A 26,764-nucleotide genomic window follows, 5' to 3' on the forward strand; every position below is an offset into this window, starting at 1 on the left:
ACACGCTGACCGTCAGCCGGACGCCCCTGGCAACTCATTTTCCTGCGCAGCGCCACATTGGTGACAATGCGGGAAGAAGAAGAAATTCCGGCCGCCGCATTCGCACACATTGAAAAGCCTCAATCCGCAATGTACGCAGAACGTGGAATCGTCGCCGCCGAGATTCCATTGTTTGTCGCATGACGGGCAGCGCTTTTTTTCGAGTGACCGAACGGCTTTTTCGTATCCGATCGTGCGCGCGCGTGCGCCCTGATCCTGCTGCAATTCGAGCCGTTTGCGTTCGGCATAGCGCTGAAATGCCTTCATCATGTAAAGGCCGGCGAATACCGTGAGCGCAATGCCGACCAGTACCCGGACATAGCCGCCGAAATTCGGCAAGTACGGAACCAGCTCAATGAAAAACGCACTCAGCGCAAACAGGCCGAAACCATACACGAAAGGCCAGTAGCGCACCTTGCGGTAACGGATGAACAGCCAGATCGCAACCAGCAGTATCGGTAACGTCAGCGCCAGCCGCAACCCGAACACCTGGAGCTCGTAGTGCCGTGTTGCCTCGTCGTAGCGCCGTTCGGCTGCTGCGTCCGCTTCGGCGATTTGCGTGTCCACTTGAGTCTGCTGCGAGGCCAGTGCCCGTTGCTGGTCGCCGATCACATCGATCTGATGCTGCCAGTTGACCACCACGGCCTGGAGCGTATCGAGTTTGTGCGTTCTGGCGAGAATGTCCGGGTCCCTCGCACTGTCTCCTGTCACCGCGCGGGTTGCCAGCCAGTTGCGGAAACTTTCCTTCTCGGCCGCATACTCCTTCGCGGCGCGGCCGCGCGCCACTTCCATCGTGTCGGCCTTCTCGACAAGCGCGTCGTGCTGAGCCTGCAGACGGCGCCGCGCCGCGTCCAGCCGCGCCTTTGCCTGGGTATCAGCGAATTGCTCGATGGCGGGCGGACCGCCGCTCGGCGCGAACGCCATGTCGCGGATCACGAGACTGCCGAGCATGTTCAGAAAGACCGCGAAGATGATCGCGATCGCCCACGACGCGAGTCGCAGGAGCCGCGCTGGACTGGTCAGGCCGTCACCGGAAGTCATCATGATTGTTTGCCCTCTGTTGGAATGGTTTTCATTGTCGTCAATCTCGATACAACCGTCGATTGTCTCTTTCTCGTCGATTTCAGCCCGGCGCCACGCCGATGCCGCATGCCGACCCGGAAGGAGCACTCGAACTTTTCGAGATCGGCCATTCGTTCGATCAGAAAGTGAAGCGGGCGCGGAATCGCGGGATATTGGCGGCAGGCGGTACCAAGGGACATCGAACCAGTCTCCGCATATCGCCATAGCCACCCGGACGTCGCCGTGCCGCTGCGAACCGCACCCGTTACATACGCCTTAAAGCCCAAGCGCCTGTTCCAGTCGCCGCATCTCTTCCCGCCACTGTTCCTGCAGTTGCGGCTTTTGATGTTTCGGTTTGCGTGTGAGCTCTACCGCCAACCATGCCTCCAACTGACACCAACGTTGCCACTGTGCCTCAGCGTCACAGCTCGCGGATTGAACACCGGTGGGGTTCCGTGTCGTCGGAATCTGCTCGGGTGCAGCGGCATCACGAGAGGTGAACAAATTTCGATACGCGCTTTCAGCATCCGGCAATTCTTGCAAGCGCCCGTTATGGATTGCCCAAAAGCGATTGCAACTGTGCTCGATCAGTTCGCGGTCGTGCGAGACCAGGATGAAACCACCATCGAACGCCGCCAGCGCGGCAGCAAGTTCGCACTTGCCTTCCATATCCAGATGATTGGTCGGTTCGTCAAGCCACAATAGGTGGTAGCTGGCCATGGACAGCGCGAGAAATAGCAGACGAGCCCGCTCGCCGCCACTCAGCATGGCCACGGTCTGACCATGGCGTACATACGCAAACCCGGCAGAAATCAAAGCCTGCCGTCGCTCTTTGTCGCCGACTGGCGCAAATTTATATAGCGCGTCCGACAACGTGGCGTCGTCGGCCAGTTGATGCAATGACTGATCGTAGTAGGCAATGCGCGCCGCTGGATGATAACGCCAACCCATGCGCGCTTCTCCCTGCTGCAGATCGCTCCAGCACTGGCGTAGCAACGAGGATTTGCCCGTGCCATTGCGGCCCAGGAGGGCGATCTTGTCACCTGGCCGCAACCACAAATCGTGAACCTCAAACAGGATCGGTTCTTCTGCCTGGGCACGGACATGCAGGCCTTCGAACGCCAACAGACGGTCCGCCGCCAATGGTCTTCCTTGCAGCTTCAAGCGCCAAGGACTGCCATGACTCACAAAGGTCTGGTCTTCCTTTAGTTTTTCGACACGCCTTTGCATGGACTTGGCCTGGCGCGACAGTTTCTCATTGTCGTGTTCGCGCCCCCAGATGGCCAGACGTTTGCTGCTGGCGGCTAGCCGGTCTATCTCGTTTTGCTCGCCCGCATGCCGCGCTTGTGCCGTTGCATCGTCCTTGGCCAACGCGACCATGGCCCGGCTGCACGGCATATCGAAACTGTACAAGCGCTGATCGCGCAGAATCCAGCTTTTGTCGCTGAGGGTGTCTAGAAGTCGCGGATCGTGCGATACCAAGATGAAGCCACCCTGCCAGCGGCGCAGAAAATCTTCCAGCCACAATAACGAAGGTAGATCCAGATGATTGCTTGGTTCATCAAGCAACAGCAGATTCGGCTGCTTAAGGACTGCACGTCCCAGCAGCAAACGAGTGTGCTGGCCGCCGCTCAGGTCGGAAATGGGTGTGTCCGCCACGGTGGCAAGCTCTAAGTCGTCCAGTAGACTGTCTACCCGCCAATGCTCCGCCCGTTGCTCGCCGACGCTCTCCAGCAACGCCGCTCGTGTCGTCAGGTCGGCAAGTTCTGGCGGTAGATGCTGCTCGACGTGTTGCAGGCGGCACATTGCCGCATATTGCACGCTACCGGCACTGGGTTCGCGGCTGCCCGCCAATACATCAAGCAGACTGCTCTTGCCGCAGCCGTTGTGGCCAATCAGGCCGATACGGTCGCCAAGTTTTACAGTAAAGGAAAGATCCTGGAATAGCGGGCCATGGCCGGTTTCCAGTTTCAGGGAAAGTGCAGAAATCAGCGTTGTCATGCTCTTGCTCTCGTTTTTTCGGGACGTGTTTGTCCCTGTCAACAGGAGCGCTGGCGACAACCTTGGAGTCGAGAAAGGACTCGGGAGGAAAAGGCTTTGCTCTGACCGGGTTATCGCAGCGCGATGGAACTCAGGCAAGAGCGGGCGAATGTGCTGAATAAATGTGCCAACATGAGTGGGCGCACTAGAAAAACCATATTTACCTCCTTTTTTAAAAAGAGTTGGATGTAGCGTCGGAGTTTATCTCGGCTCACGTCGGTTATACAAGCCGCTGGAGTTACGGCTCCCAATTCTTTCCATGAGCGATCTCGGAATGTTTCGCGACAACCCGCTATTGGGCGGCCAATGTCTGCTTTAAAGAACGTGTTCTGAGTAACGGCTCCTGACCGGGAACCGTCGCCGTCATATTGAATGACGCGCGTTGCCTGTAGCCCTCCGTGGTTCAAGAGCCTTCAGCTTCATCGTCTTCCGGCACCTAATCGGCATGACCGGTAGGCCATCGAAACAACAACACTTGGACGATCCACGGCGGTCATCTACGTCATATCCACATCGAACGGGCGCGGCTCCCCACCACGCCCGTTCGCCCCACCCCACTTCCCCTGCAAGCCTTCTGACGTCCGCCGCGAAATCCTTATCGAAATTGCTTCGTTCGCCTTTGCCGGCCGCGCCGCTAACGTGTTCTAAACGGCGGCGGTCCGCCATCTGCATCGCAGCAGGATGCACACCGGCCGCCGCCATCACGACAACTGCGTCGCGATAACGGAACAGACCGGACGGGCCACGTGCCCGCACCCCGCCAGGAACGTCCGCATCGCGCGCCCTACGCGATGCCCATGGCCACGACCGACCGCATCATCGATACGACGCCGCTCGACGTCCGCGCGCAACCGCTGATCGACGCGCTGATCGACGAGTATTCGACCCGCTACAACGCGTATCGCCCCGACAGCCGCGCGTCCGCGCGCGACGAACTCGCGCGCTACCCGGCCGAACTGTTCGCGCCGCCCGAAGGCGCGTTCGTGCTGCTGCTGCGCGACGGCGAGACGATCGGCGGCGGCGCGTTCAAGCGCTACGACACACAGACCGCCGAGCTCAAGCGCATCTGGACCCGCACGGATCTGCGCCGCCAGGGCCTCGCACGCCTCATCGTCGAAGCACTCGAACAGCGCGCCGCGCAGCAAGGCTATCGCCGCCTCTACCTGACCACCGGTTTTCGCCAGCCCGAAGCGTGGGCGCTGTACGACCGCACCGGCTATACGCGGCTGTTCGATCCGTCGATCGCCCCCGAAGCGTATTTCCACCTCAGGTTCGGCAAGGATCTCGCCGATCCGTCGCGCACGTCGACGCTGACCGACCTGTGGGCGCCCGTGCCCGAACCGGTGCTGTCGCGCTGACCGCGACCGCGCCCCTGCCTCCCTCCGATCTCCGCTTGCCACCACAGGACGCTTTCATGCAACGAGCCGTACCGCTTTCTTCCCGTGCCGTGCGCACGCTGGCCGCCGCACTGATCGGCCTGACCGCGCTCTCCGCAGCCGCGGCCGCCGCCACGTTCGACCTGAGCCCCGAACAGCGCGGCCGCCCGCGCGGCGTGGCCGATGCGGCGGTCGAGCGCGCGGTGCCCGCGTCGTTCAAGTTCGCCGAGCCCGGCACGCTGACGATCGGCATCGCGCCGAGCCTGCCGCCGATCAGCTCGTATGCGACCGACGCCCGCACGGTGATCGGCTTCGACGCCGACATCGGCCAGCTCGTGTCCGACAGCCTCGGCCGCAAGCTGAAGATCGTCGCGCTCGCGTGGGCCGACTGGCCGCTCGCGCTCGAGTCGGGGAAAGTCGACGCGGTGATCTCGAACGTCACTGTCACCGAGGAACGCAAGCAGAAGCTCGATTTCTCGACCTACCGCAAGGACCAGGTCGGCTTCTACGTGCGCAACGACAGCAAGATCCAGGCGATCCGCGAGCCGAAGGACGTCGCGGGGCTGCGCATCGTGACCGACGCCGGCACCAACCAGGAAAAGATCCTGCTCGCGTGGGATCGCGAGAATGTCGCGCACGGGCTGAAACCCGTGCAGATCCAGTATTACGACGACCAGGCGATGCGTATCGTCGCCGTGCAGTCGGGCCGCGCCGATGCGGTGTTCAGCGTGAACTCGGTGCTCGCGTACCAGAGCGCGCAGCAAGGCAAGACGCGGCTCGTCGGCGCAATCAGCGGCGGCTGGCCGCGCACGGCCGACATCGCGATCGCGACGCGCCGCGGCAGCGGGCTCGCCGATCCGCTGACCGTCGCGCTGAACGGGTTGATCAGGAACGGCCGCTACCAGCAGGTGCTCGACCGCTGGAACCTCGCATCGGAAGCGATCGACCAGTCGCGCACCAATCCGCCGGGGCTGCCGAAGAGCTGAGCGCCGCGCGCACCCACCGTCCATTCACGCTCACGCAGGAACGCCGCTCATCATGTCTTACTCGCTTTCGCTGCTGGACAAGAGTCCGATCGCCGACGGCGCGAACGCCGCCGACGCGCTGCGCTTCACTACGACCCTCGCGCAGCGCGCCGAACAGCTCGGCTACGAGCGCTTCTGGGTCGCCGAGCATCACGGCACGCCGGCCTTCGCGAGCTCGGCGCCGGAGATCGTCGTCGCGCACCTGCTTGCGCACACGTCGCGCATCCGCGTCGGCTCGGGCGGCGTGATGCTGCAGCACTACAGCCCGTTCAAGGTCGCCGAGACGTTCAAGGTACTGGCCGCGCTCGCGCCGGGCCGCGTCGATCTCGGCATCGGCAAGGCGCCCGGCGGGTTGCCGCTGACCACACGCGCGCTGCAGTGGTTCCACGACAAGGCGCGCAAGCCGGACTTCGCGGGCCAGTTGGCGGAACTCGACGCGTTTCTCGGCTGGGGCGTCGCCGAAGATCACCCGCTCGCCGGTGCCGTCGCACTGCCGGTGCCGCCGCAGCCGCCCGAACGCATCCTGCTCGGCGGCTCGCCGGACAGCGGCGCGCTCGCCGCGCGCAACGGCTGGCGCTTCTGCTACGCGGGGCATTTCAATGGCGACGATGCGAACCTCGAACGCTCGGTGGATGCGTACCGCAGCGCGGGCGGCGCACGGCCGCTGGTCGCGCTGTACGCGGTGGCCGCGCCGACGCGCGACGAGGCCGAGCGACTGATCGGGCCGCTGAAGATCTTCAAGCTGCAGTTCGCGGGCGGCCAGAGTTTCAATCTCGCCAGCGCGCAGGCGGCCGCCGAATTCGCGCGGCAGAGCGGCGCGTCCGACTACCGGATCGACGAGTTGCGCCCGACGGTGCTGGCCGATACGCCCGAACGCGTGCACCGCGCACTCGACGCGCTGAGCCGGCGGCTCGACGTCGATGCGTTCGTGATCGATTCGCCGGTGACCGACTACGCGGCGCGGCTCGCGTCGGCCGAATGGCTTGGCGGCGCGCTGTCGGCCACGCCGTTGCAGGCGGCCCTCGCGGCCGACCGCTCCCTTTCCCCTGACCAGAACGCGTGACGCTCCCATGACGACCCGACGATCGATCCCCTTCGGCCTGATGCTGCAAGGCGCAGGCAGCCACATGAACGCATGGCGGCACCCGAGCAACCCGCCGGACGCGAGCATCAACCTCGACTTCGCGATCGGCATCGCACGCAAGGCGGAGGCCGCCGGCATCGCGTTCGCGTTCGTCGCGGACGGCCTCTACATCAACGAGAAGTCGATCCCGCACTTCCTGAACCGCTTCGAGCCGCTCACCGTGCTGTCGGCGCTTGCGGTCGCGACAAAGAAGATCGGACTCGCGGGCACGATCTCGACGTCGTACAGCGAGCCGTTCACGGTCGCGCGCCAGCTCGCGTCGCTCGACACGATCAGCGGCGGGCGCGCGGGCTGGAACGTCGTGACGACGCCGCTCGAAGGCACCGCGAAGAATTTCGGCAAGGCGCATCCCGATCACGAACTGCGCTACGAGATCGCCGACGAATACCTCGACGTCGTGCAGGGCCTGTGGGACAGCTGGGACGACGACGCATTCGTGCGCGACCGCGCGACCGGCCGCTTCTTCGATCGCGACAAGCTCCACACGCTCGACCACCACGGCCGCTTCTTCCAGGTTGCGGGCCCGCTCAACATCCAGCGCTCGCCGCAAGGCCAGCCGGTGATCTTCCAGGCCGGCTCGTCCGACACCGGCATCGGGCTCGCGGGCAAGTATGCGGATGCCGTGTTCACGCATTCGCCGTCGCTCGACGAAACGGCCGCGTTCACGCGTCGCGTGAAGCAGAGCGCGATCGAGCACGGCCGGCCAGGCAGCGACGTGAAGATCTTCCCCGGCATCGGGCCGATCGTCGGCCGCACGGCGGCGGAGGCCGAGGACAAATACCAGGCGATCCGCAACCTGCTGACGATCGACGAGGCACTCGCGTATCTCGGCCGCTATTTCGATCATCACGACTTCACGCAGTACGCGCTCGATGCGCCGTTCCCGGAACTCGGCGAGCTCGGCCGCAACAGCTTCCGCTCGACCACCGACCGGATCAAGGCCGACGCGAAACAGAAAGGCCTGTCGCTGCGCGAGACGGCGCTTGCGGTCGCCACGCCGCGCCCGAACTTCATCGGCACGGCCGAGCATGTCGCGGACGAGCTGATCCGCTGGCACGACGCGGGCGCCGGCGACGGTTTCATCCTCGGCTTTGCGGTGCAGGCACAGGGCGTCGACGATTTCGTCGAACTCGTGATCCCGGTGCTCGAGGCGCGCGGCCGCTACAGCCGCGACCTGCCCGGTGCGACGCTGCGCGACCACCTCGGCCTGCCGCGCAAGGCGAGCCGCCACGCGGCGCCTGCCCCGTCGCACGAAACGGCGGCCGAAGCGCACGCCTGACGCCCGCCGCCGCGCCGCCCGTGCGCGGTGCGCCCGCCCGACCGATTCGAGGATTTCCACCGACATGAGCGACACGACCCACCTCGGCGGCGCGCTGCCGCCGCTCTCTTCCCCCGGCGCGCGCGACACCGGCACGCGTTTCCGGATCGTGCCCGCGCGCCACCGGTCGCGCACGGCCGGTACCGTGCTCGCCGTCGCGCTGATCGCGATCGTCCTGCATTCGATTCTCGGCAACCCGCAATGGGGCTGGCCGGTGTTCGCCGAATGGTTCCTGTCGCCACCGGTGCTGTCGGGTCTCGCGCGCACGCTGGTGCTCACGCTGCTCGGTGCGGTGTTCGGCCTCGTGCTCGGCGCGTTCGTCGCGCTGGCCCGGCTGTCGCGTTCGCGGCTGCTGTCGGCGAGCGCGTGGACCTTCGTGTGGCTGTTCCGCTCGATTCCGCTGATCGTGCTGCTGCTGATCCTGAACAACCTCGGCTACCTGTACGAACATGTGCGGCTCGGCGTGCCGTTCACCGACATCGTGTGGTTCGACACGCCGACGACCGACCTGATCAGCCCGTTCCTCGCGGCCGTGCTCGGCCTCACGCTGCATCACGCGGCGTTTTCCGCGGAGGTGATCCGCGGCGGCATTCTCGCGGTCGACCAGGGCCAGCTCGAAGCGGCCGCCGCGCTCGGGCTGCCGCGCCGCCGCCAGACCACGCGAATCGTGTTGCCGCAGGCGATGCGCGCGATCCTGCCGACCGCGTTCAACGACCTGATCATGCTCGCGAAAGGCACGTCGATGGTCTACGTGCTCGCGATGCCGGAGCTGTTCTATACGGTGCAGGTGATCTATCGCCGCAATCTCGAAGTGATTCCGCTGCTGATGGTCGCCACCGTCTGGTACCTGATCATCCTGACCGTGCTGTCGGCCATCCAGGTCCAGGTGGAACGGCACTATGCGCGCGGGGCGCTGCGCAACCCGCCGCCGTCCGTCATCACGTTCGCACTCGCGCGCCTCGGCACGCTGTGGCGGCGCGCCGCGTCCCGCCACGCGGCATCGACCTCGCAGGCTCACCGCGATAGCGACGCCGCGACCGCCGTCGCCCCACGCGCCGGCGGCGAAGTGGCGGTACATGGCGTATCCAAGCAGTTCGGCATGCAGCGCGTGCTCGACAACGTGTCGTTCGTCGCGCCGCGCGGCAGCGTGACCGCGATCGTCGGGCCGTCGGGCTCGGGCAAGTCGACGCTGCTGCGCACGATCAACCATCTGGAGCGCGTCGACGACGGCTTCATCGACATCGACGGCGAACTGATCGGCTATCGCCGCGACGGAGACGTGCTCCACGAGCTGAAGGAACGCGACGTGCTGACGCGGCGCACGGCCGTCGGGATGGTGTTCCAGAACTTCAACCTGTTCCCGCACCTGACTGTGCTCGAAAACCTGATCGAAGCGCCGGTCGTCGTCGGCGGCGTCACGCGCGACGCGGCCGAGCGCACCGCCCGCACACTGCTCGCGCGCGTCGGTCTCGCGGATAAAGCCGACGCGTATCCGCGCCAGTTGTCCGGCGGCCAGCAGCAGCGCGTCGCGATCGCGCGGGCGCTTGCGCTGCGCCCGAAGGTACTGCTGTTCGACGAACCGACGTCGGCGCTCGATCCCGAGCTCGTCAACGAGGTACTCGACGTGATCAAGGAACTCGCGCGCTCGGGCACGACGCTCGTGATCGTCACGCACGAGATCGGCTTCGCACGCGAAGTCGCGGACAACGTGCTGTTCATGGAGCGCGGGCGCATCGTCGAGGCCGGGCCGCCGGCCGTCGTGCTCGATGCGCCGACGCATCCGCGCACCCGCGCGTTCCTGTCGCGGGTGCTGTGATGCGCGCCGCTCCCGCCTTGCGAGGTGCCGCACGATGACCGACCGACGCCGGTTCATGACCGCCGCGCTGGTCGCGGCAACGGGTAGCCTTCCATGGCACGCGGTGCATGCAGCCGCGGCGACCGCGGATCTCGATCCGCGCCAGGCGGGCCGCATTCGCGCCACACGCGATGACGCAGCCGTTCATGAGGCAGCCGGCTATCGCTGGGTACGCGACGGCGCGTTCACGGTCGCGATTTCACCGCACGCGCCGCCGGTGTCGACCTACGCGACCGACGCGCGCACCGTGGTCGGCGCCGATCCCGACTATGCGCAGCTCGTCGCCGACGCGCTCGGCCGCACGCTCGTGCTGCTGCCGATCGCGTGGGCCGACTGGCCGCTCGGACTCACGTCCGGCAAGTACGACGCGGTGATCTCGAACGTCGGCGTGACCGAGAAGCGCAAGGAGAAATACGATTTCACGACTTACCGGCTCGGGTTGCACGGCTTCTACGTGCGCACCGGCAGCCCGATCGCGACGATCGCCGCGCCGAAGGACGTCGCCGGCCTGCGCATCATCACGGGCGCGGGGACGAGCCAGGAGCGCATCCTGCTCGAGTGGAACAAGCGTAACGTCGCGCAGGGGCTGAAACCGGCCGAACTGCTCTATTTCGACGACGATGCGGCGTCGCGCGTCGCGCTGCTGTCGGGCCGTGCCGATGCGGAGCTGAACCCGAACGCGTCGCTCGCGTACGAGGCCGCCCGCACCGGCAAGATCCGCCGTGTCGGCGTCGTCAATGCGGGCTGGCCGGCCAACGCCGATGTGGCGATCGCGACGCGGCGCGGCAGCGGGCTCGCACCCGCGCTGACGCTCGCGACGAACGCGCTGATCGGCAGCGGTCGCTACGGGCAGGCGCTCGCGCGCTGGGGTTTGCAAAGCGAGGCGATCGCGCGCGCTGAGACCAATCCGCCGGGGTTACCGTCGTTCTGACCAGCGGCAGCGCGGCGCGCCATGCCGGTCACGCTTCGGCAAGGCCCGTCACGGGCAGCGCGACGCGCGAGCCAGCTCCACGTCGGTCGTCGACACCTGCTTGCCGTTCACGTGCAGTTGCCGCAGCTTGGTCTCGAGCCCCCATTTCGCTTCATAGGGGAACACTTCATAGTCGAGACCCGGTTGCGGCACGAACGAGCGCGCAACATGGTCGACGCGCTGGCTGATGGTGGTCGTGCCCACCGCGCCCATGTCGATTATCCGCTGTCCGCCGATCTGAAACGTCATCGTGAGCGGCTGGTTCGCGTTGACCACGTACTCGTCGTAGTACTTGTATGCGTCATCCGGCAGCGGCATGCCGATCGTCGTATTGCCCGCCAGTGCGCGCGTAAAGCCCGGTACAGCGACATCCATGCCGGGCGGCCCCTTGAGAAACCAGGAGTCGTTCGGTTCGCAGGTGGTGTTGAAATAGAAGTGAGAATAGGCGCCCAGATACACCCGAATCCGCGCTTCCGTTGCCGGATCGTACGCGCCGCTCCGATTCGCTCCGGTACTCGCACAACCGGCCAGCACTCCGCACGCCAGTAAAACCCCTGCCATCTTTCGCATGACTTGCTTCGCTTCGTTATTCGATTTCTGATTTCGAATCGGCTGACGGCGCTACTCGTGCGGCGCCTCGCGATCCCGCTCTCGTCGGCCATGGCCCATGGTCCGATGCGCGGATTGTAACCGGTGGCGGTTCGGCCCCGACTCAGGGAGGCGCCATGCTCCATCGATCCAAAATCGGCGTCGCACCTATGCCGGCAGTGCAGCCCCAGCCCTGTCGAGATTCGCGACCTGCGCATGAATCGCCGGAATCAGGTCGCGCCCGTAATCGAGCGCATCGTCGAGCGGGTCGAACCCGCGAATCAGGAACGTCGACACGCCAAGCCGGTAGTACGCGCCAAGCGCCCGCGCGACCTGTTCGGGCGTGCCGACCAGCGCGGTCGAATTCCAGCGCGCGCCGGTCAGGTTCGCGACGCCCATCCACAGCCGCTCGTCGAGCACGTCGCCTTGCGCGGCGGCGGCCATCAGCCGTTGCGAGCCCGCGTTCTGCGGCGCATGGCCGGCGATCGGCTGGCCGTTCGCGAGCCGCGCCGCGCGCACGCGTTCGCGAATCGCCTCGGCCTTCTCCCAAGCGGCAGCCTCGGTGTCGGCCACGATCGGCCGGAACGACACGCTGATGCGCGGCGCCCGCCCGAACGGCGCGGCCGCAGCCCGCACGCGCGCGACCTGCTCGCGTACCGACGCGAGCGGCTCGCCCCACGTCATGTAGACATCGGCATGCTCGCCCGCGACCGCGAGCGCGGCCGGCGACGAGCCGCCGAAATAGATCGGCACGTGCGGCCGCTGCGCGCCCTTCACGAGCGGCGACGCGCCGCGCAGCCGGTAGAACGCGCCATCGTGATCGACCGGCGCGTCGGCCTGCCAGATCCGTTTCAACACGTCGAGATATTCGCCGGTGCGGCGGTAGCGCGCATCGTGCGGCACGAAATCGCCGTCGCGCTGCAGGTCGGTATCGTCGCCGCCCGACACGACGTTCAGCGCGAGCCGGCCGCCGCTGAACACGTCGAGCGTTGCGATCTGCCGCGCGGCGGCCGACGGCACGATCACGCCCGGCCGGTGCGCGAGCAGAATGCGGATGCGTTCGGTCGCGGCGGCGGCGAACGACGCGACGATGAAACCGTCCGCCGCGTTGCTGAAATGGCCGACCAGGATCTGGTCGAAGCCGGCGGCCTCGTGCGCCTGCGCGAAGCGGCGTACATAGTCGGGCTGGACGGCCGCGCCGCCCGGTACGTCGACCTCCGCGCCGGGTGTCGCGGTGATCATGCCGATGATGTCGACTGGCATGTCGGGATGTCCTTGGGGTGCTTGATCTGAAATCGTGGCCGGGATGGTCCGCTTACTGCGCGGCGGCCGTCTTTTTCGCAGGCGCCGCGAACGCGCCCGCATACGAGCGGTCGAGCAGTTTCGACGTGTCGTACGCAGCCGGAATCACGCCGGCCTTGTGCAGGAAGTCGGCCGTGTTCTGCGCGTCCGTCGCGGCCGTGTCGTCGACCGGGCCGACGCGCTGCTTCGCGTTGTTGAGCCAGCGGTATGCGACGTCGGGTTCGAGCTTCGCGCGCTTCGCCCACAGGTCCGCATACTCGCGCGGATGGCTGTCGACCCACTGGCGCGCCGCAACGACGCGCCTCAGGAAATCGGTGATCCCGGCGCGCTTGCCTGACGCGGCCTGCTCGTTCGCGGCGACGAAGCTCAGTGCCGGCATCAGCCCCTGCGCGGTCGTCACGGGCCGCGCGCCCTGCCGCAACGCGAGCGTGCTGACGAACGGCTCCCACAGCGACACGGCGTCGACCGAGCCGTTCGAGAGCGCGTTGGTCGCATCGATCGGCATCAGGTACGCATACTTGACCGAATCCGCGCGCAGGCCGGCGTGTTCGAGCGCGCGCAGCACGAGCTGCTGGCTCCATGCACCGCGCCATACTGCGATGGTCTTGCCCTGCAGGTCGGCCACGGTGCGCACCGGCGAATCCTTCGGTACGAGAATCGCGACGCCGTCGAGGCTCTGCCGCGACACGGCGACCACCTTCACCGGTGCGCCGCGCGCGGCCAGCGTGAGCAGCGCGGAGTCGCCGAGGAAACCGACGTCGATCGCATTGCCGTTCAGCGATTCGGCAACAGGTGCGGCGGCCTGGAAATGCTTCCACTCGATCGTGTAAGGCAGGTCCTTCAGCACGCCGGACGCCTCCATCGACGCCTGGATGTTGAAGTAGTTCTGTTCACCGACGCGCAGCGTGACGGTGTCTTTGGCAATGCCCGGCTGCGCGGCAAGCGCCAGCAAGAGTGCCGTGACGATTCGGCTCGACAACGTGATCTCCCGGAGGGTTGGCAGGCGGCCGCGCAATGGCGGCGCATCGTGTTCCGCCGTGCGCAGCGGCCGGCGTAATGCATGGAACCGGTGAAGATACGTCGGTCCGCTTCATGAAACAAACGCAATATTCTTCTATGCAAAGATGCAAATATTTTATGAAGTGACCGGCATCGCCTGATGCCGCCTGCCCCTCCATGAAACCCGGTTCGAATGAATCCTCGACAGATACTTCGCACGCGAAATAAATCCGCGCTATATTTCGCATACGAAATAACTACCCGGAACGAGGACGGCCATGACCTCCCAACCCATCGAGTTTTCCGCCGTCGACGGCTACGCGCTGCACGGCACGCTGTGGACGCCGGACGCCGCGCCGCGCGCGCTGGTGCTGATCCATCCGGCGACGGCCGTGCCGGAGCGGCTGTATGCGGGCTTCGCGCGCTTCCTGACCGAACGCGGCTTCGCGGCGCTCACCTACAACTATCGCGGCATCGGCGCGTCGCGGCCCGCGCGCCTGGGCGCGCTGCAGGCCCGCATGCGCGACTGGATGGAGCTCGACGTGGGCGCCGCGACCGCGTGGGCACGGCAGGCATACGAAGGCTTGCCGCTGCTGGCGGTCGGGCATAGCGTCGGCGGGCATGCGATCGGGCTGTCCGCCGCGACGCCGCACCTGCGCGCGGCCGTGCTGGTCGCCGCGCATGCGGGCAGCACGCGACTGATCACGCAGGCGGCCGAACGCCTGAAGGTGCGGCTGATCCTGCGCGTGCTCGGCCCGTTGATGTCCGCGCTGCTCGGCTACGTGCCCGGCAAGCGGCTCGGGCTCGGCGAGGACATGCCGGCCGGCGTGTTCCGCGAATGGAGCCGCTGGACGACGCTGCCGCATTATTTCTTCGACGATCCGACGCTCGGCGCGGCCGAGCGTTACGCGAAACAGCAGTTGCCGATCCTCGCGCTCGGCTTCGACGACGATCCGTGGGCGAACCCAACGGCCATCGGGCTGCTGGTAAGCTACCTGACCCGCGCGGCGGTCGAACGCCGCCAGATCGATCCGCACGCGGCGGGCAGCGGCCCGGTCGGGCACATGGGCTTCTTCCGAAGCCGCCCCGGCACCGTGCTGTGGCCCGACGTGGCCGACTGGCTCGCGCAGGCACTCGACACGCCGCGAACCGCGGGCCGTCCCTCCCTTTCCATTGCAGCCGGGAACCCAGCTTGAGCGAAGACCGACGACTGTTTTTCATGTTGAACATCGGCCAGCGGCGCGTGCAGCGCTGGATCGACCGCAAGGCGGAGACCGAGACGCGCGCGAGCGCCGCGCAGGCCGGCGCGTTGTTCTGTCTCGCGAAGCAGGATGGCGCGCTGATCGGCGAAGTCGGCGCCGCGCTGCAGCTTGCGCCGTCCGCGATGACGGGGCTCGCCGACCGGATGGCGAAAGCCGGCCTCATTACGCGTCATGCCGATTCGGACGACGGCCGCGCAACACGTTTGTACCTGACCGACGAAGGCCACGCGGCGCTCAAGCGTGCACGCGTGCTGCTGCGCGAACTCAACGGCAAGCTGTGCGACGGGTTTTCCGACGACGAACTCGACGTCGTCGCGCGCTGGTTGCACACGCTGCAGGAGCGGTTTCCGGCGGAACGCTGAGCGGCAGCGCGGCACCGTCGATCCGTTGACGGCGCGCGCGCTGTGCCCCGCGCATCAATGCATGTCGGTCAGCACGATGCGCCCGTCGACCTTGCCTTCGCGCAGCTTCGCGAGCACGTCGTTGATGTTGCCGAGCCGGTCGCGGTGGATATGCGCGCGCACCAGGCCGTCGGCGGCGAAATCGAGCGATTCCTGCAAGTCGCGCCGCGTTCCGACGATCGACCCGCGCACGGTGATGCCGTTCAGCACCGTCGAAAAGATCGGCAACGGGAAATCGCCGGGCGGCAAGCCGTTGAGCGCCACCGTGCCGCCACGCCGCACCATCCCGAGTGCCTGCGCGAACGCGCTGCGCGACACGGCCGTGACGAGCACGCCATGCGCACCGCCGATCTCCTTCTGGATCACCTTGGCCGGATCGTCGATCGACGCGTCGATCGTCAGTTCCGCGCCGAGCTGCCGCGCCAGCGCGAGCTTGTCGGGTGAAATGTCGATGGCCACCACGTGCAGACCCATCGCACGCGCATACTGCACGGCCACGTGCCCGAGGCCGCCGATGCCGGAGATCGCGAGCCACTGGCCCGGGCGCGTATCGGTGACGCGAATGCCCTTGTAGACGGTAACACCCGCGCACAGGATCGGCGCGATCTCGTCGAACGCAACCTGAGCGGGTAAATGACCGACGTAATCGGGATCGGCCAGCACGTATTCCGCGTAGCTGCCGTTCACCGAATATCCGGTGTTCTGCTGGCCGTGGCACAACGTCTCCCAGCCCGTGTGGCAGTACTCGCAATGGCCGCAGGCCGTGTACAGCCATGGCACGCCCACGCGATCGCCTTCGCGCACGTGCGTGACGCCCGCACCGACCGCTGCGACGATGCCCACGCCTTCATGGCCCGGAATGAACGGCAACGACGGCTTGACCGGCCAGTCGCCGTCGGCTGCGTGCAGGTCGGTATGGCAGACGCCCGATGCCTTGATGTTGACGAGGATCTGGCCGGGCCCCGGCGTCGGCACGGGCACCTCCTCGATGCGCAGCGGTTCGCCGAACGCGTGCACGACGGCCGCTTTCATGGTTTGGGACATGTGTCGCTCCTGGCTGGTCGGTGAGCGATCCAGTATCCGGTTTCGGATTCGAACGACGTTGATGCGCGTCAATGCGCGGGACAATGCGCGGCGATGCCCGCTGCTTCAAGGCGTCGCACCGGGGCGCTCCGCAGGATTCACTGGACCCTGATCCGATGGCGGATGTCCATGCCCGCGTCATCGATCGGCGTGCGGCTGTTTCCCGGCGGGCCGCGCCGACGGATCCCGAATGGGGCGCCACGAACCCGGCCGGCGCACGAGCAACACGGCGACACACGCACCGCATCGCCCCGTTCAAGCGATCGTTCCGAACATCGCGCAGCCGATTTCCGCTCCCGCCGTCATTTCACCCATCCGACAGAAACCCGACAGGATCCTGCCATCCGGCTTGGAATTTGAAATGATATAACATATCATTTCGGGTACTCGTCCGCCTGAGACGGTTCCACCGTGGGTGGCCGAGCCTCGCCGAGCCATGTTCCAACGGGTCACTGCGCGCCAAAGACGCAACAATATATCGTATCCAGCCGTGACCTGCATCGCTCGTTATCCGATCCGACTCCAACCGATTCACCGACCATGCGCGACCTCCCTCGTCTACCGCTCCGCCCGCTCTCGTCCCTTTCGCTGCTGCTGTTCGCCGCCGTCGCACACGCGCAGACCGCTACGCCCGCCGTCTCCGGCACGCCGCCGACCACCCCGCTCGCACCGATCTTCGTGACCGCGAACCCGCTCGGCGACAGCGACCTGATCGCGCCGACCGTCCAGCTTTCCGGCGATGCGCTGACGCGCCGCCAGGCCGATTCGCTCGGCGAGACGCTCAACGGGCTGCCCGGCGTGTCGACCACCACCTACGGGCCGATGGTCGGCCGCCCGATCATCCGCGGGATGGACGGCGACCGGATCCGGTTGCTGCAGAACGGCGTCGCGGCCTACGACGCGTCGTCGCTGTCGTACGACCATGCTGTGCCGCAGGATCCGCTGTCGATCGAGCGTGTCGAGATCGTGCGTGGCCCGGCCGCGCTGCTGTACGGCGGCAACGCGGTGGGCGGTGTCGTCAACACCATCGACAACCGGATTCCGCGCGAAGCGATCCAAGGCGTGACGGGTGCGCTCGACGCGCGCTATGGCGGGGCGAACTCGGTGCGCGCGGGTGCCGCGCAGGTCGAGGGCGGCAACGGCCGCTTCGCGTTCCACGTCGACGCATTCGACCGCGAAACGAGCAAGCTGCGGATTCCCGGCTACGCGCGCAGCAGCGCGCAGCGCGCGATCGACGGCCCCGACACGCCGCAACCGGAAGGCAACGTGCCGAACAGCGACGGCCGCGTGCACGGCGGCGCGGTCGGCGCGTCGTACACGTGGGCGGACGGCTTCGCGGGCCTGTCCTACAGCGGCTACGAATCGAACTACGGCTCCGTCGCGGAAAGCGACGTGCGGCTGCGGATGCGCCAGGAGCGCCTCGCGCTCGCATCCGAGGTGCGCAACCTGAGCGGGCCGTTCACGAAACTGAAATTCGACTTCGCGTACACCGACTATCGCCACAAGGAAGTCGACAACGGCGAGACCGCGACCACCTTCCGCAATCGCGGCTACGAGGCGCGCATCGAGGCAACGCATCGCAAGGTCGGCCCGTTCGAAGGCGCGATCGGCGTGCAGTTCGGCCAGAACACGTTCTCCGCGCTGGGCGACGAGATGCTCGTGCCGTCCACGCGCACGAACAGCGTCGCGTTGTTCGGCCTCGAGGAATGGCAGGTCGTCCCGGCACTCAAGCTGAGCCTCGGCGGACGCTTCGAACACGTGAAGGTCGATCCCGATCCGGCCGGCGTCGAGAAATTCGCCGGGGCACAGCCGCGCGAATTCAACGCGGGCAGCCTGTCGGCCGGCGCGCTGTTCTCGCTGACGCCCGTGTGGTCGGTGGCGGCCAACGTCGCGTACACCGAACGCGCACCGACCTTCTACGAGCTGTATTCGAACGGCCCGCACGATGCGACCGGCCAGTTCCTGATCGGCAACCCGAACGCGTCGAAGGAAAAAGCGGTGTCGACCGACCTGTCGCTGCGCTACGCGAGCGGCCCGAACCGCGGCAGCGTCGGCGTCTTCTACAACCGCTTCTCGAACTACCTTGCCGAGTACAACACGGGCCGTGTCGTCGACGACGACGGCGAACCCGTCGCGCCCGGTACCGACGGCTCGCTCAACGAAGCGATCTATCGCGGCGTGCGCGCCGAGTTCTACGGCATCGAGCTAGACGGCAAGTGGCGCGCGTTCGCACGGCGCGGCCATACGGTCGACCTGGAACTGACGGCCGACTACACGCACGCGCGCAACGTCGATACGGGCCAGCCGCTGCCGCGCATCGCGCCGCTGCGGGCGACGCTCGCGGCCGACTACGGCTACGGCCCGTTCGGCGCGCGCGCGCAGGTCACGCATGCGTGGTCGCAGCACCGCGTACCCGGCAACGACTTTTCAACGGACGGCTACACGTCGCTCGGCGTGATGCTGACCTACAAGTTCCGCGTCGGTGCGACGCACTGGCTCGCGTACCTGCGTGGCGACAACCTGACGAACCAGGAAATCCGCTACGCGACCTCGGTCGTGCGCGGCTTCGCGCCGGAAGGCGGCCGCAGCGTGATGGCCGGGTTGCGCACCACGTTCTGATCCGCTCATGGTCCGCGGCGCCCGCCGCGGGCCTTGCTCCGGCGACGCCCATCTCGCCGCGAGTTTCCGTTTATCGGCCATTACTGCCTATCGCGCAGCGCAGGTTCTGTCGCAATAAGGCTGGATAGTCGAGTAAGAAGTGCGATGTCGATGCGCTGATTCTCGAACATGACCCTCCCCGCACTATCCCTGATCGGCCGCTTATTGCGACAGAACCAACATGCCTGCCCGGAGCGTCCTGGTGGGTTCCGGGCCATACTTTTCTACGGCATGTGTACCATCCGTGATCCGGTACGGTCACTCGAATCGACGAGCGTTCGCGTATAGGCATGACGCGGCGCCTCCAGCACCGCCTGCGTCTCCCCGGTCTCGACGATCTTTCCGCCATGCATCACGACGAGCCGGTGCGACACCGCACGCAGCACGTCGATGTCGTGGCTGATGAACACGTAGCTGAGCCGATGCCGCCGTTGCAATGTCGCCAGCAATTCGAGAATCTGCCTCTGGATCGACACATCGAGCGCGCTCGTCGGTTCGTCGAGGACGAGGATGCGCGGATCGACCGCGAGCGCGCGTGCGATTGCAATGCGTTGTCGTTGCCCGCCGGAGAATGTCGCCGGATGGCGCGAGGCCGCGTCGGCCGGCAAGCCGGTTTCCGCGAGCAGCGCCGCCACACGTGCACGCCGCGCGTCGGGCGGCATGTGCGAATGATGCAGCGCGAGCCCTTCATCGACGATCTCGCCTACGCGCAGGCGCGGCGCAAGCGAACCGAATGGATCCTGGAACACCATCTGCACGTGCGCGGCGTGTTCGCGCCGCGTCGCCGCCTTGCCTGCGCTTTCGAGCGCCGCGTAACGGATCGCGCCGGCCGACGGCGCGACGAGCCCGACGAGCGCGGCGGCCAGCGTCGATTTTCCGCAGCCCGATTCCCCGAGCACGCCGAGCGTCTCGCCTTCTCGCAGTTGCAGGTCGATGCCTTGCAGCACGGCGGGCGTTTCGCTGCGAAACAAGCCGCGCCAGCCGCGTGCGCGCGTGCGGTATCCGGCGTGCAGCGCGCGCACGTCGAGCACGCGCGGCGCATCGGCGGCCAGCGGTGCGATCGTACGGCGCGGTGCGCTGTCGAACAGCTTACGCGTGTACGCATGCCGCTGCGCCACGAATAGCGCGTCGGTCGCGCCCTGCTCCACGATCTCACCGTGCTGCATCACGGCGACGCGATGCGCGAAGCGGCGCACCAGATGCAGATCGTGGGTGATGAGCAGAATGGCGAGGCCGTGCCCGTCCGCGTTGGCTTCCTGGAGTTCGATGAGCAGATCGACGATCTGCCGGCGCACGGTGACATCGAGCGCCGTGGTGGGCTCGTCGGCGACCAGCAGACGCGGGTTGCCCGCGAGCGCCATCGCGATCATCGCGCGTTGCCGCTGGCCACCCGACAACTGGTGCGGATAGGCATCGACCCTGCGTTCGGGTTCGACGATACCCATGCGCCGCAACAGCGCGATCGCCTGCTCGCGTGCCGCCCCGCCCCGCAGCCCCGCGTGCAGACGCAGGCTTTCACCAATCTGCCGCCCGATGGTCTTGAGCGGATTGAGCGCAGTCATCGGATCCTGGAACACCATTGCGATGTCGCGACCGCGTATCGCGCGCCATTGCGCTTCGCTTTTGTCGAGAAGTTCCTCGCCCGCGAGCCGCACGCTGCCGCTCACGCGCGCGGCGTCGGCCAGCCCGAGCAGCGCGAGCGCGGTCAGACTCTTGCCCGATCCCGATTCGCCAACGAGCGCGACGCGTTCGCCGCGCCCGATTGTCAGATCGAGCCCGTGCACGATCGTCCGCGCGCCGATCAGGATGTTCAGGTCTTCGACTTCCAGTACGGGCATCGTCATCGGGTGGCTCCTGCGGTGCGGGTTTTGCCGGCGTGGGGGTTGGCATCGTCGGCGTCTGCACCGTCAGCGGCGCGGTTGCGGTCAGTCGCGAACGATTCGCGCAATGCATCGCCGATGAACGTGAGCAGCAGCAGTGTGACCACCAGCGCCGCGATGGCTGTCGCCGAAATCCACCATGCCGATAGATGGCCCCTGCCTTCTGCCAGCAACTCGCCGAGGCTCGGCGCGGGCGGCGGCACGCCGAGCCCGAGAAAATCGAGGCTCGCGAGCGACACGATCGCCGCGCTCATCCGAAACGGCAGCCAAGTGATGACGGGCGTAAGACTGTTCGGCAGGATGTGCCGCCACATGATCTGGCGATCGGACAGCCCGAGCGTGCGCGCGGCGCGCACGTATTCGAGCGAGCGCTTTTGCAGGAATTCGCCGCGCATGTAATCGGACAGCGTGACCCATCCGAACGAGGCGAGCAGCACGAACAGCAGCACGAGGCTCGGCTCGAAAATCGACGACAGGATGATCAGCAGATAGAGATCGGGCAACGCGGTCCATACCTCGGTCACGCGCTGGCCGAGCAGGTCGACGAGGCCCGCGTAATAGCCCTGGAGCGCGCCCGCGAGCACGCCGATGAGCGCGCCTGTCAGCGTCAGCGCAAGCGCGAACAGGACCGAACTGCGAAAGCCATAGAGAACGCGCGCGAACACGTCGCGACCGTATGCGTCGGTGCCGAGCCAGTTCTGCGCCGAAGGCGGCGCCGGAAATGGCTGCGCCGCGTGATAGTTAACGGTGTCGTAGCGATACGGATCGGGTGCGTAGAGCGCGAAATTGCCGTCGCGCGAAAACTGCTCGCGGATGAACGGGTCGAGATAGTCGGCTTCGGTGGGCAGTGCGCCGCCGAAGTCGCTATCGGCGTACGTGTGCAGCGCCGGGAACAGCCACTGGCCGTGATAGCGCGCGACGAGCGGCCGATCGTTGGCGATCATGCCCGCAAGCAGGCTCGCGACAAACAGCACCGCGAACACGACTAGGCTCGCGAAGCCGAGCCGTTGACGGCGCAAGCGCCGCCACCATGCGAACGCGCGCGCGAATTTCGCCGCGTCGCGGTGTGACGCAATGGCGCGCGAAGGCAGCACGAATGCGGCCCCCGTTGGCGTGTCGGAAACGGTATCGGCGTAGTCCGCCTGCTTCGAATCCGCGTGCGATGAGCTGATGACTTCCATGGAGAACTCCGGATTCAGCGGCCGTTGCCGCCGAAGTGAATGCGCGGATCGATCAGCACATACGCGAGATCGCCCGCGAGCTTCGCGAACAGACTCACGGCCGTAAACACGAACAGCGAACCCAGCACGACCGGATAATCGCGGCCGATGATCGCGTCGTAAGACAGGCGCCCGACGCCGTCGAGCGAAAACAGCGTCTCGATCAGCAGGCTGCCGCTCACGTACGCGGACACAAACGCCGCTGGAAAACCTGTCGCGATCGGAATCAGCGCGTTGCGCAGCACGTGTCGCCACACCACCGCGTTGCGCGACACGCCCTTCGCGCGCGCAGTCAACACATACTGGCGCGACAATTCGTCGATGAACGCGTTGCGCGTGAGAAACGACACGACGGCGAGGCTGCTCGCCACCGACGCCGTGACCGGCAGCACCAGATGCCAGACGCGGTCGAGCACGCGTTGCGCGAGCGGCAGCGCGTCGTGCCCTTCGGCGCCGAAGCCGCCGAGCGGAAGCACGTGCAGAAAGAGATCGCCGCTCAACAGCATCATCAGCAGTACGCCGAGCACGAAGCCCGGGATCGCGTATGCGGCGAGCAGCGTGGCGCTCGTCGCGAAGTCGAACGTCGTGCCGCGCCGCAGCGCCTTCGCGATGCCGAGCGGCACTGCGATCAGATACGTGAGCACAAGCGTGCAGGTGCCGAGCGTGACCGTCACCGGCAGCTTGCTGACGATCAGCGCCCAGACCGAGCGATGCTGGAAGAACGACTGGCCGAGATCGAAGCGCGCGTAATGCGTGAGCATGCGCACGTAGCGCGTGAGCGGCGGCACGTCAAAGCCGAACGTGTGGCGGATCGCGGCGACTTGCGCGGGATCGACGCCTTCGTTGCCGTGATAGCCGCCTGGGCCGGAAGCACCCTCGCCGTGAACCGACGAGCCTTGCAGCCGCGCCATCACCTGCTCGACAGGCCCCCCCGGCACGAATTGCATAATGACGAACGTCACCGTCAGCACGCCCAGCAGCGTGGGAATCATGAGCAGCAATCTGCGCCCGATATACGCGAACATGACACTTACTCCTGTTGGGCCGCGTGCGTCGCGGCGTTCGTGCTCTGCGCGTCGGGTGCGGCGTGCCACCAGCCAATGACCCAATCGAGCTCGCCGTATTGCCGTGGCACGCGTGCGGGCGGCGAGATACGGCGGCTCCACGCGATGCGCGAGTGCGTGGCGTGCCACTCCGGAATCATGATGCGTTCGCACAGCAGCACGCGATCGAGCGCGCGCGCCGCGGCGATCACCTCGCGTTCGCTGCCGGCGCGCTGCACGTCGTCGATCAGCGCATCGACGGCGGGCGACGCGATGCCCGTGTAATTCTCGGAGCCCGGCGTGCGCGCCGCGCGGCTGCCGAAGCGGCGTTCCAGTTCGACGCCCGGAATGCTCGCGGCGCGGTAGCCCAACGTCGTCATGTCGTAATCGAAATGCTTGAGGCGCTCGACGATGATGGTCTGATCCATGATGCGCAGCCGCGCGTCGATGCCGAGCAGCCTCAGGTTGCGCACGACGATCATCAGGATGCGCTCCATGCCCGTGCCGTCGTCGATCAGTTCGATCGTGAACGGCGTGCCGGCCGCGTTGCGCAGTATGCCATCGCGGTAATGCCAGCCCGCGCTCGCCAGCAGCGCCTCGGCCCGTGCAAGATTGCGGCGCAGCCCGTGGTGCGCCGACGTATCCGGCTGCGGCGGCAGTGCGCCGAACACCTCGGGCGGCACGCCACCCCGTAGCGGCTCGAGCAGCGTCAGCTCGTCGGCGCCCGGTACGCCGCTCGCGGCGAACACGCTTTCGTCGAAAAAGCTGCGAGTGCGTGTGTACTGGCCGAAAAACATGTTCCGGTTGATCCATTCGTAATCGAGCGCGAGACCGATCGCCTCGCGCACGCGAATGTCCTGGAACTTGGGACGCCGCAGATTGAAGAACAGACCCTGCGCATTGCTGATGCCGTGATCCGGAAACTCCTGCTTGCGCAGCGTGCCGTTCGCAAAGGCGGGGCCGCTGTAGTTGCGCGACCATTGCTCCGCGCTGCCTTCGGCCAGCGCGTCGACATCGCCGGCGCGAAAAGCCTGAAGCGGCGCCGACGGGTCACTGTAGAGCCGGAAAATCACGTTGGCGAAGTTGAACATGCCGCGCCGCACCGGCAGATCCACGCCCCAATAGCGCGGATTGCGTCGATACACGATCTCGTGATTGCTCGCGCGCGCGCCGATCAGATACGGCCCGCTCGCGATGGGCGCAACCGTGGCGAGTTGGTCGAACGTCAGCGTGCCGCCGTCCGCCGCGCGTGCCCAGTCGCGCGAAAACACGTAGAGATCGCCCGCTTCGAGCACCGCGCGGCGCTGCGCCGTGCGAAATGCAAAGCGCACCGTCTGTGCGTCGATCACGTCCACCGCGCGAATGAGCGTGTAGCGGCTGCTGTGGATCGGCGAGGTCGACGAACCCGTCAACTGCTCGAACGAGTAGCGCACGTCCTGCGCCGTCACCGGCGCGCCATTCGAAAACCGCGCGGCCGGATTCAGGTGGAACATCGCCGAAAGGCCGTCACGCGCGATCTCGACGCGATCGGCGAGCAACGGATATTGCGTGCCGACTTCGTCGAGGCTGCGTTGCATCAGCGTCTCGAACATCAGATTGACTTCGTCGGGCGCCGCGTTGCCGCGCAGCAGAAACGGATTGAGCGAGTCGTACGTCGCGATCTCCGTGTAGTTCGCGAGGCGCAGCGTGCCGTCGCGCGGCGGCGCGTGGTCGGCCCACGCAAAGCGCCGCATCGACGCATCGGGCCGCACGTCGTCGAAGAGCGCAAGCGTCGTTTGCCACTGAGAATCGGGCGCGGCGTGGGCGAGCGTGACGGTGCCGGCAATGCACACGCATCGTGCAACGCGTGCAACTTGCGCGACGCGTGCAACCTGTGCAACCCGTGAAACTCGCTCAATCAGAATGGATGGCCAAGCGCGCGACGTCGGACGAACGGAATCGGTCATTACTGCTCCGGCTGCGTCACCAGCGACAGCTTCGTGATGCCCGCGTGCTGCACCGCGCCCATCACCTTCGCGACGGGACCGTACGGCACGCGCTCGTCGGCCTGCAGCGACACCGCGAGATCCGTGTCCTCCTGCTTGCGCTGTTCGAGTTGCGATTCCACCTGCGAGAGCGGCACAGGCTGCTTGTCGAACCAGACTGCACCCGCGTCGTCGACGCTCACGGTAAGCGGTTTTTTCGGATCAGAGGAAGCGGTCGCTTCGGTCTTCGGTAGATTGACCTGGATCGCCTTGTTGAGCAGCGGCGTCGTCACGATGAACGCGACGAGCAGCACGAGCATCACGTCGACGAGCGGCGTGATATTGATTTCGCTGAGGACGTCGTCGTCCTGATTGGAGGAGAAAGCCATCAGGCGGCGACCTCCGTAGCGCGGGCGAAAACCGGTCGGGATTGATCGGCGCGCGGCGCAGTCGCCGCGCTCTCGGCGGCGTTTTCTACTGAAATGCGAAACTGCTGGCGCTGCGCGAGCGCGTAGAGCGTGCCGGCGTGATCGTCGAGACGCGCGACCGCGGCTTTCGTTCCGCGCACAAAGATGTTGTACGCGAGCACGGCCGGCACGGCGACGGCGATGCCGATGCCCGTCGCGACGAGCGCCTCGCCGATCGGCCCGGCCACCACGTCGATGCTCGCCGATGCCGCGTGCGAAATCGCCCCGAGCGCGTGAATGATGCCGAACACCGTGCCGAACAGCCCGACGAACGGCGCGATGCTGCCCACCGACGCAAGCCACGCGAGCGAATGTTCGAGGCGTCGGCGTTCGTGCGCGATCTGGCGCGTGAGTTGGCGCTCCAGCGTGTCCTGCCGGCTCCACAGGTCTTCGGGATGGTCGCTGTCAAACGCGCGCGCCTGTTCGAGCGCGGCGAGTGCTGTGCCCGTCACGCGCGCCTTGGGGCCTTCGGGCAGCGCGCGCGAAGCGATATCGACGAGCGTAAGTGCACCGTCGAGTGCATCGTCGGTGCGCCGATCGACGCGTGCGGCGCGCGTGTGCTGGATCGCCTTCAGGACGATGATCGTCCACGTTGCGATGGAGAACGCGCCGAGCAGCCACAAGGCGCCTTGCACGATAAGGGTAAGCGGCAACGAATTCATGTTCGGACTCCGGAAATCAGTCAAGTTGGAAATTGAGCGGAACGTCGACCCAGCCATCGACAGACGTGTCGCCCCGCTTGGCGGGCACGAAGCTCCAGTGCCGCACGGCGGCGACGGCGGCATCGTCGAGCACGCGGTGGCCGCTCGAGCGACGGACCTCGATTGTGTCGGGCGAGCCGTCAGCACGGACGTGGACATGCAGGACGACCTTGCCCTGCCAGCCGTAGTCCTGCGCTGTCGCCGGGTAGTCGGGCGCGGGATTGTGCAGGTAATCGGCGTTTCCGTCGGGCAGCGTGGTTTTTTGCGTGGCCGGTGCGGTAGCTGCGGCCGGTGCAGCGGGTGCGGCAGGCGCCGCCGCCGGTGTGGGCGCGGCCGATTCCGCCGGCGCCGCCGAGGGCCGCGCAGC

General features: G+C 66.5%; 23 protein-coding genes. 9 read left to right on the forward strand and 14 right to left on the reverse strand.

Annotated elements, in window-relative coordinates; all coding sequences use genetic code 11:
• Positions 1-12: 12 nt before the first annotated feature.
• The 3 genes from BDO18943_RS25425 to BDO18943_RS25435 form a co-directional block, all read right to left on the reverse strand.
• On the reverse strand, positions 13-1,080 hold the full coding sequence (locus BDO18943_RS25425; RefSeq protein WP_374101846.1) for a hypothetical protein: 1,068 nt from the start codon (positions 1,078-1,080) through the stop codon (positions 13-15).
• Positions 1,080-1,301: a hypothetical protein gene (locus BDO18943_RS25430; RefSeq protein WP_175024533.1), complete on the reverse strand. Its 222-nt coding sequence runs from the start codon at positions 1,299-1,301 to the stop codon at positions 1,080-1,082. Before BDO18943_RS25430 ends, BDO18943_RS25425 begins: the two co-directional genes overlap by 1 nt.
• Positions 1,302-1,377: 76 nt before the next feature.
• Positions 1,378-3,102, reverse strand: coding sequence for an ABC-F family ATP-binding cassette domain-containing protein (locus BDO18943_RS25435; protein ID WP_175024534.1), 1,725 nt, complete (start codon positions 3,100-3,102; stop codon positions 1,378-1,380).
• Between the two features lie 836 nt (positions 3,103-3,938).
• Here BDO18943_RS25435 and BDO18943_RS25440 point away from each other — a divergent pair.
• From BDO18943_RS25440 to BDO18943_RS25465, 6 genes are all read left to right on the forward strand, one after another.
• Positions 3,939-4,499 (forward strand): GNAT family N-acetyltransferase, encoded by a 561-nt coding sequence (locus tag BDO18943_RS25440; protein ID WP_175024535.1) that lies wholly within the window; start codon positions 3,939-3,941, stop codon positions 4,497-4,499.
• A gap of 56 nt (positions 4,500-4,555) precedes the next feature.
• Positions 4,556-5,503, forward strand: coding sequence for an ABC transporter substrate-binding protein (locus tag BDO18943_RS25445; protein WP_175024536.1), 948 nt, complete (start codon positions 4,556-4,558; stop codon positions 5,501-5,503).
• A 52-nt stretch (positions 5,504-5,555) separates the two neighbouring features.
• Positions 5,556-6,605: an LLM class flavin-dependent oxidoreductase gene (locus tag BDO18943_RS25450; RefSeq protein WP_175024537.1), complete on the forward strand. Its 1,050-nt coding sequence runs from the start codon at positions 5,556-5,558 to the stop codon at positions 6,603-6,605.
• A gap of 7 nt (positions 6,606-6,612) precedes the next feature.
• Positions 6,613-7,965 (forward strand): LLM class flavin-dependent oxidoreductase, encoded by a 1,353-nt coding sequence (locus BDO18943_RS25455; protein WP_175024538.1) that lies wholly within the window; start codon positions 6,613-6,615, stop codon positions 7,963-7,965.
• Positions 7,966-8,029: 64 nt separating this feature from the next.
• The gene (locus BDO18943_RS43080) at positions 8,030-9,820 is read left to right on the forward strand and encodes an amino acid ABC transporter permease/ATP-binding protein (protein ID WP_175024539.1); all 1,791 of its coding nucleotides are present in this window, start codon (positions 8,030-8,032) and stop codon (positions 9,818-9,820) included.
• A 34-nt stretch (positions 9,821-9,854) separates the two neighbouring features.
• Positions 9,855-10,790 carry an ABC transporter substrate-binding protein gene (locus BDO18943_RS25465; RefSeq protein WP_175024540.1) on the forward strand — a complete coding sequence of 312 codons (936 nt, stop codon included), beginning with the start codon at positions 9,855-9,857 and terminating at the stop codon, positions 10,788-10,790.
• Positions 10,791-10,838: 48 nt separating this feature from the next.
• On the opposite strand, the gene BDO18943_RS25470 is transcribed toward BDO18943_RS25465, so the two are convergent.
• The 3 genes from BDO18943_RS25470 to BDO18943_RS25480 all read right to left on the reverse strand — a co-directional run bounded on the left by BDO18943_RS25470 (position 10,839) and on the right by BDO18943_RS25480 (position 13,698).
• Positions 10,839-11,204, reverse strand: coding sequence for a hypothetical protein (locus BDO18943_RS25470; protein WP_175024541.1), 366 nt, complete (start codon positions 11,202-11,204; stop codon positions 10,839-10,841).
• 381 nt (positions 11,205-11,585) lie between these two features.
• Positions 11,586-12,680, reverse strand: a complete 1,095-nt coding sequence (locus BDO18943_RS25475; RefSeq protein WP_043186743.1) for an LLM class flavin-dependent oxidoreductase — start codon at positions 12,678-12,680, stop codon at positions 11,586-11,588.
• 52 nt (positions 12,681-12,732) lie between these two features.
• The gene (locus BDO18943_RS25480) at positions 12,733-13,698 is read right to left on the reverse strand and encodes an ABC transporter substrate-binding protein (RefSeq protein WP_175024542.1); all 966 of its coding nucleotides are present in this window, start codon (positions 13,696-13,698) and stop codon (positions 12,733-12,735) included.
• A 298-nt stretch (positions 13,699-13,996) separates the two neighbouring features.
• On the opposite strand from BDO18943_RS25480, the gene BDO18943_RS25485 reads away from it, so the two are divergent.
• Entirely contained in the window at positions 13,997-14,914 is a 918-nt protein-coding gene (locus tag BDO18943_RS25485; protein WP_175024543.1) for an alpha/beta hydrolase family protein, read from the forward strand.
• Positions 14,911-15,342: a MarR family winged helix-turn-helix transcriptional regulator gene (locus tag BDO18943_RS25490; RefSeq protein WP_043186736.1), complete on the forward strand. Its 432-nt coding sequence runs from the start codon at positions 14,911-14,913 to the stop codon at positions 15,340-15,342. Before BDO18943_RS25485 ends, BDO18943_RS25490 begins: the two co-directional genes overlap by 4 nt.
• A gap of 54 nt (positions 15,343-15,396) precedes the next feature.
• Here the strand turns inward: BDO18943_RS25490 and adhP are convergent, their stop codons facing one another.
• Positions 15,397-16,425, reverse strand: coding sequence for an alcohol dehydrogenase AdhP (gene adhP, locus BDO18943_RS25495; RefSeq protein ID WP_175024544.1), 1,029 nt, complete (start codon positions 16,423-16,425; stop codon positions 15,397-15,399).
• Between the two features lie 579 nt (positions 16,426-17,004).
• Between adhP and BDO18943_RS25500 the strand changes: the two genes are divergently transcribed.
• Positions 17,005-19,083: a TonB-dependent receptor gene (locus BDO18943_RS25500; RefSeq protein ID WP_175024545.1), complete on the forward strand. Its 2,079-nt coding sequence runs from the start codon at positions 17,005-17,007 to the stop codon at positions 19,081-19,083.
• Positions 19,084-19,346: 263 nt separating this feature from the next.
• Here BDO18943_RS25500 and BDO18943_RS25505 read toward each other — a convergent pair whose 3' ends face one another.
• From BDO18943_RS25505 to BDO18943_RS25535, 7 genes are all read right to left on the reverse strand, one after another.
• Positions 19,347-20,966, reverse strand: coding sequence for an ABC transporter ATP-binding protein (locus tag BDO18943_RS25505; protein WP_175024546.1), 1,620 nt, complete (start codon positions 20,964-20,966; stop codon positions 19,347-19,349).
• Positions 20,963-22,183: an ABC transporter permease gene (locus tag BDO18943_RS25510; protein ID WP_175024547.1), complete on the reverse strand. Its 1,221-nt coding sequence runs from the start codon at positions 22,181-22,183 to the stop codon at positions 20,963-20,965. The genes BDO18943_RS25505 and BDO18943_RS25510 overlap by 4 nt, the downstream gene beginning before the upstream one ends.
• Positions 22,184-22,197: 14 nt before the next feature.
• Entirely contained in the window at positions 22,198-23,247 is a 1,050-nt protein-coding gene (locus tag BDO18943_RS25515) for an ABC transporter permease subunit (RefSeq protein WP_175024548.1), read from the reverse strand.
• 5 nt (positions 23,248-23,252) lie between these two features.
• A complete protein-coding gene (locus tag BDO18943_RS25520) occupies positions 23,253-25,097 on the reverse strand; it encodes an extracellular solute-binding protein (RefSeq protein WP_235996189.1) in 1,845 nt (614 codons plus the stop codon).
• 113 nt (positions 25,098-25,210) lie between these two features.
• The gene (locus BDO18943_RS25525; RefSeq protein WP_175024550.1) at positions 25,211-25,618 is read right to left on the reverse strand and encodes an ExbD/TolR family protein; all 408 of its coding nucleotides are present in this window, start codon (positions 25,616-25,618) and stop codon (positions 25,211-25,213) included.
• Positions 25,618-26,358, reverse strand: coding sequence for a MotA/TolQ/ExbB proton channel family protein (locus BDO18943_RS25530; RefSeq protein WP_175024551.1), 741 nt, complete (start codon positions 26,356-26,358; stop codon positions 25,618-25,620). The genes BDO18943_RS25525 and BDO18943_RS25530 overlap by 1 nt, the downstream gene beginning before the upstream one ends.
• 16 nt (positions 26,359-26,374) lie before the next feature.
• Positions 26,375-26,764: energy transducer TonB (locus BDO18943_RS25535; RefSeq protein WP_235996190.1), on the reverse strand; the 390-nt coding region annotated here is incomplete at its 5' end.

The sequence above is a fragment of the Burkholderia aenigmatica genome (assembly GCF_902499175.1).
Taxonomy (GTDB): Bacteria; Pseudomonadota; Gammaproteobacteria; order Burkholderiales; family Burkholderiaceae; genus Burkholderia; species Burkholderia aenigmatica.

Excerpts from the sequence above, each read along its gene's own strand:
- BDO18943_RS25525 (WP_175024550.1), bottom strand. The coding sequence starts at position 25,618 with ATGGCTTTCTCCTCCAATCAGGACGACGACGTCCTCAGCGAAATCAAT.
- BDO18943_RS43080 (WP_175024539.1), top strand. The coding sequence starts at position 8,030 with ATGAGCGACACGACCCACCTCGGCGGCGCGCTGCCGCCGCTCTCTTCC.
- BDO18943_RS25455 (WP_175024538.1), top strand. The coding sequence starts at position 6,613 with ATGACGACCCGACGATCGATCCCCTTCGGCCTGATGCTGCAAGGCGCA.
- BDO18943_RS25510 (WP_175024547.1), bottom strand. The coding sequence starts at position 22,183 with ATGGAAGTCATCAGCTCATCGCACGCGGATTCGAAGCAGGCGGACTAC.
- BDO18943_RS25465 (WP_175024540.1), top strand. The coding sequence starts at position 9,855 with ATGACCGACCGACGCCGGTTCATGACCGCCGCGCTGGTCGCGGCAACG.
- BDO18943_RS25505 (WP_175024546.1), bottom strand. The coding sequence starts at position 20,966 with ATGACGATGCCCGTACTGGAAGTCGAAGACCTGAACATCCTGATCGGC.
- BDO18943_RS25530 (WP_175024551.1), bottom strand. The coding sequence starts at position 26,358 with ATGAATTCGTTGCCGCTTACCCTTATCGTGCAAGGCGCCTTGTGGCTG.
- BDO18943_RS25485 (WP_175024543.1), top strand. The coding sequence starts at position 13,997 with ATGACCTCCCAACCCATCGAGTTTTCCGCCGTCGACGGCTACGCGCTG.
- BDO18943_RS25450 (WP_175024537.1), top strand. The coding sequence starts at position 5,556 with ATGTCTTACTCGCTTTCGCTGCTGGACAAGAGTCCGATCGCCGACGGC.
- BDO18943_RS25500 (WP_175024545.1), top strand. The coding sequence starts at position 17,005 with ATGCGCGACCTCCCTCGTCTACCGCTCCGCCCGCTCTCGTCCCTTTCG.
- BDO18943_RS25475 (WP_043186743.1), bottom strand. The coding sequence starts at position 12,680 with ATGCCAGTCGACATCATCGGCATGATCACCGCGACACCCGGCGCGGAG.
- adhP (WP_175024544.1), bottom strand. The coding sequence starts at position 16,425 with ATGTCCCAAACCATGAAAGCGGCCGTCGTGCACGCGTTCGGCGAACCG.
- BDO18943_RS25445 (WP_175024536.1), top strand. The coding sequence starts at position 4,556 with ATGCAACGAGCCGTACCGCTTTCTTCCCGTGCCGTGCGCACGCTGGCC.
- BDO18943_RS25435 (WP_175024534.1), bottom strand. The coding sequence starts at position 3,102 with ATGACAACGCTGATTTCTGCACTTTCCCTGAAACTGGAAACCGGCCAT.
- BDO18943_RS25470 (WP_175024541.1), bottom strand. The coding sequence starts at position 11,204 with ATGGATGTCGCTGTACCGGGCTTTACGCGCGCACTGGCGGGCAATACG.
- BDO18943_RS25430 (WP_175024533.1), bottom strand. The coding sequence starts at position 1,301 with ATGTCCCTTGGTACCGCCTGCCGCCAATATCCCGCGATTCCGCGCCCG.
- BDO18943_RS25425 (WP_374101846.1), bottom strand. The coding sequence starts at position 1,080 with ATGACTTCCGGTGACGGCCTGACCAGTCCAGCGCGGCTCCTGCGACTC.
- BDO18943_RS25515 (WP_175024548.1), bottom strand. The coding sequence starts at position 23,247 with ATGTTCGCGTATATCGGGCGCAGATTGCTGCTCATGATTCCCACGCTG.
- BDO18943_RS25440 (WP_175024535.1), top strand. The coding sequence starts at position 3,939 with ATGGCCACGACCGACCGCATCATCGATACGACGCCGCTCGACGTCCGC.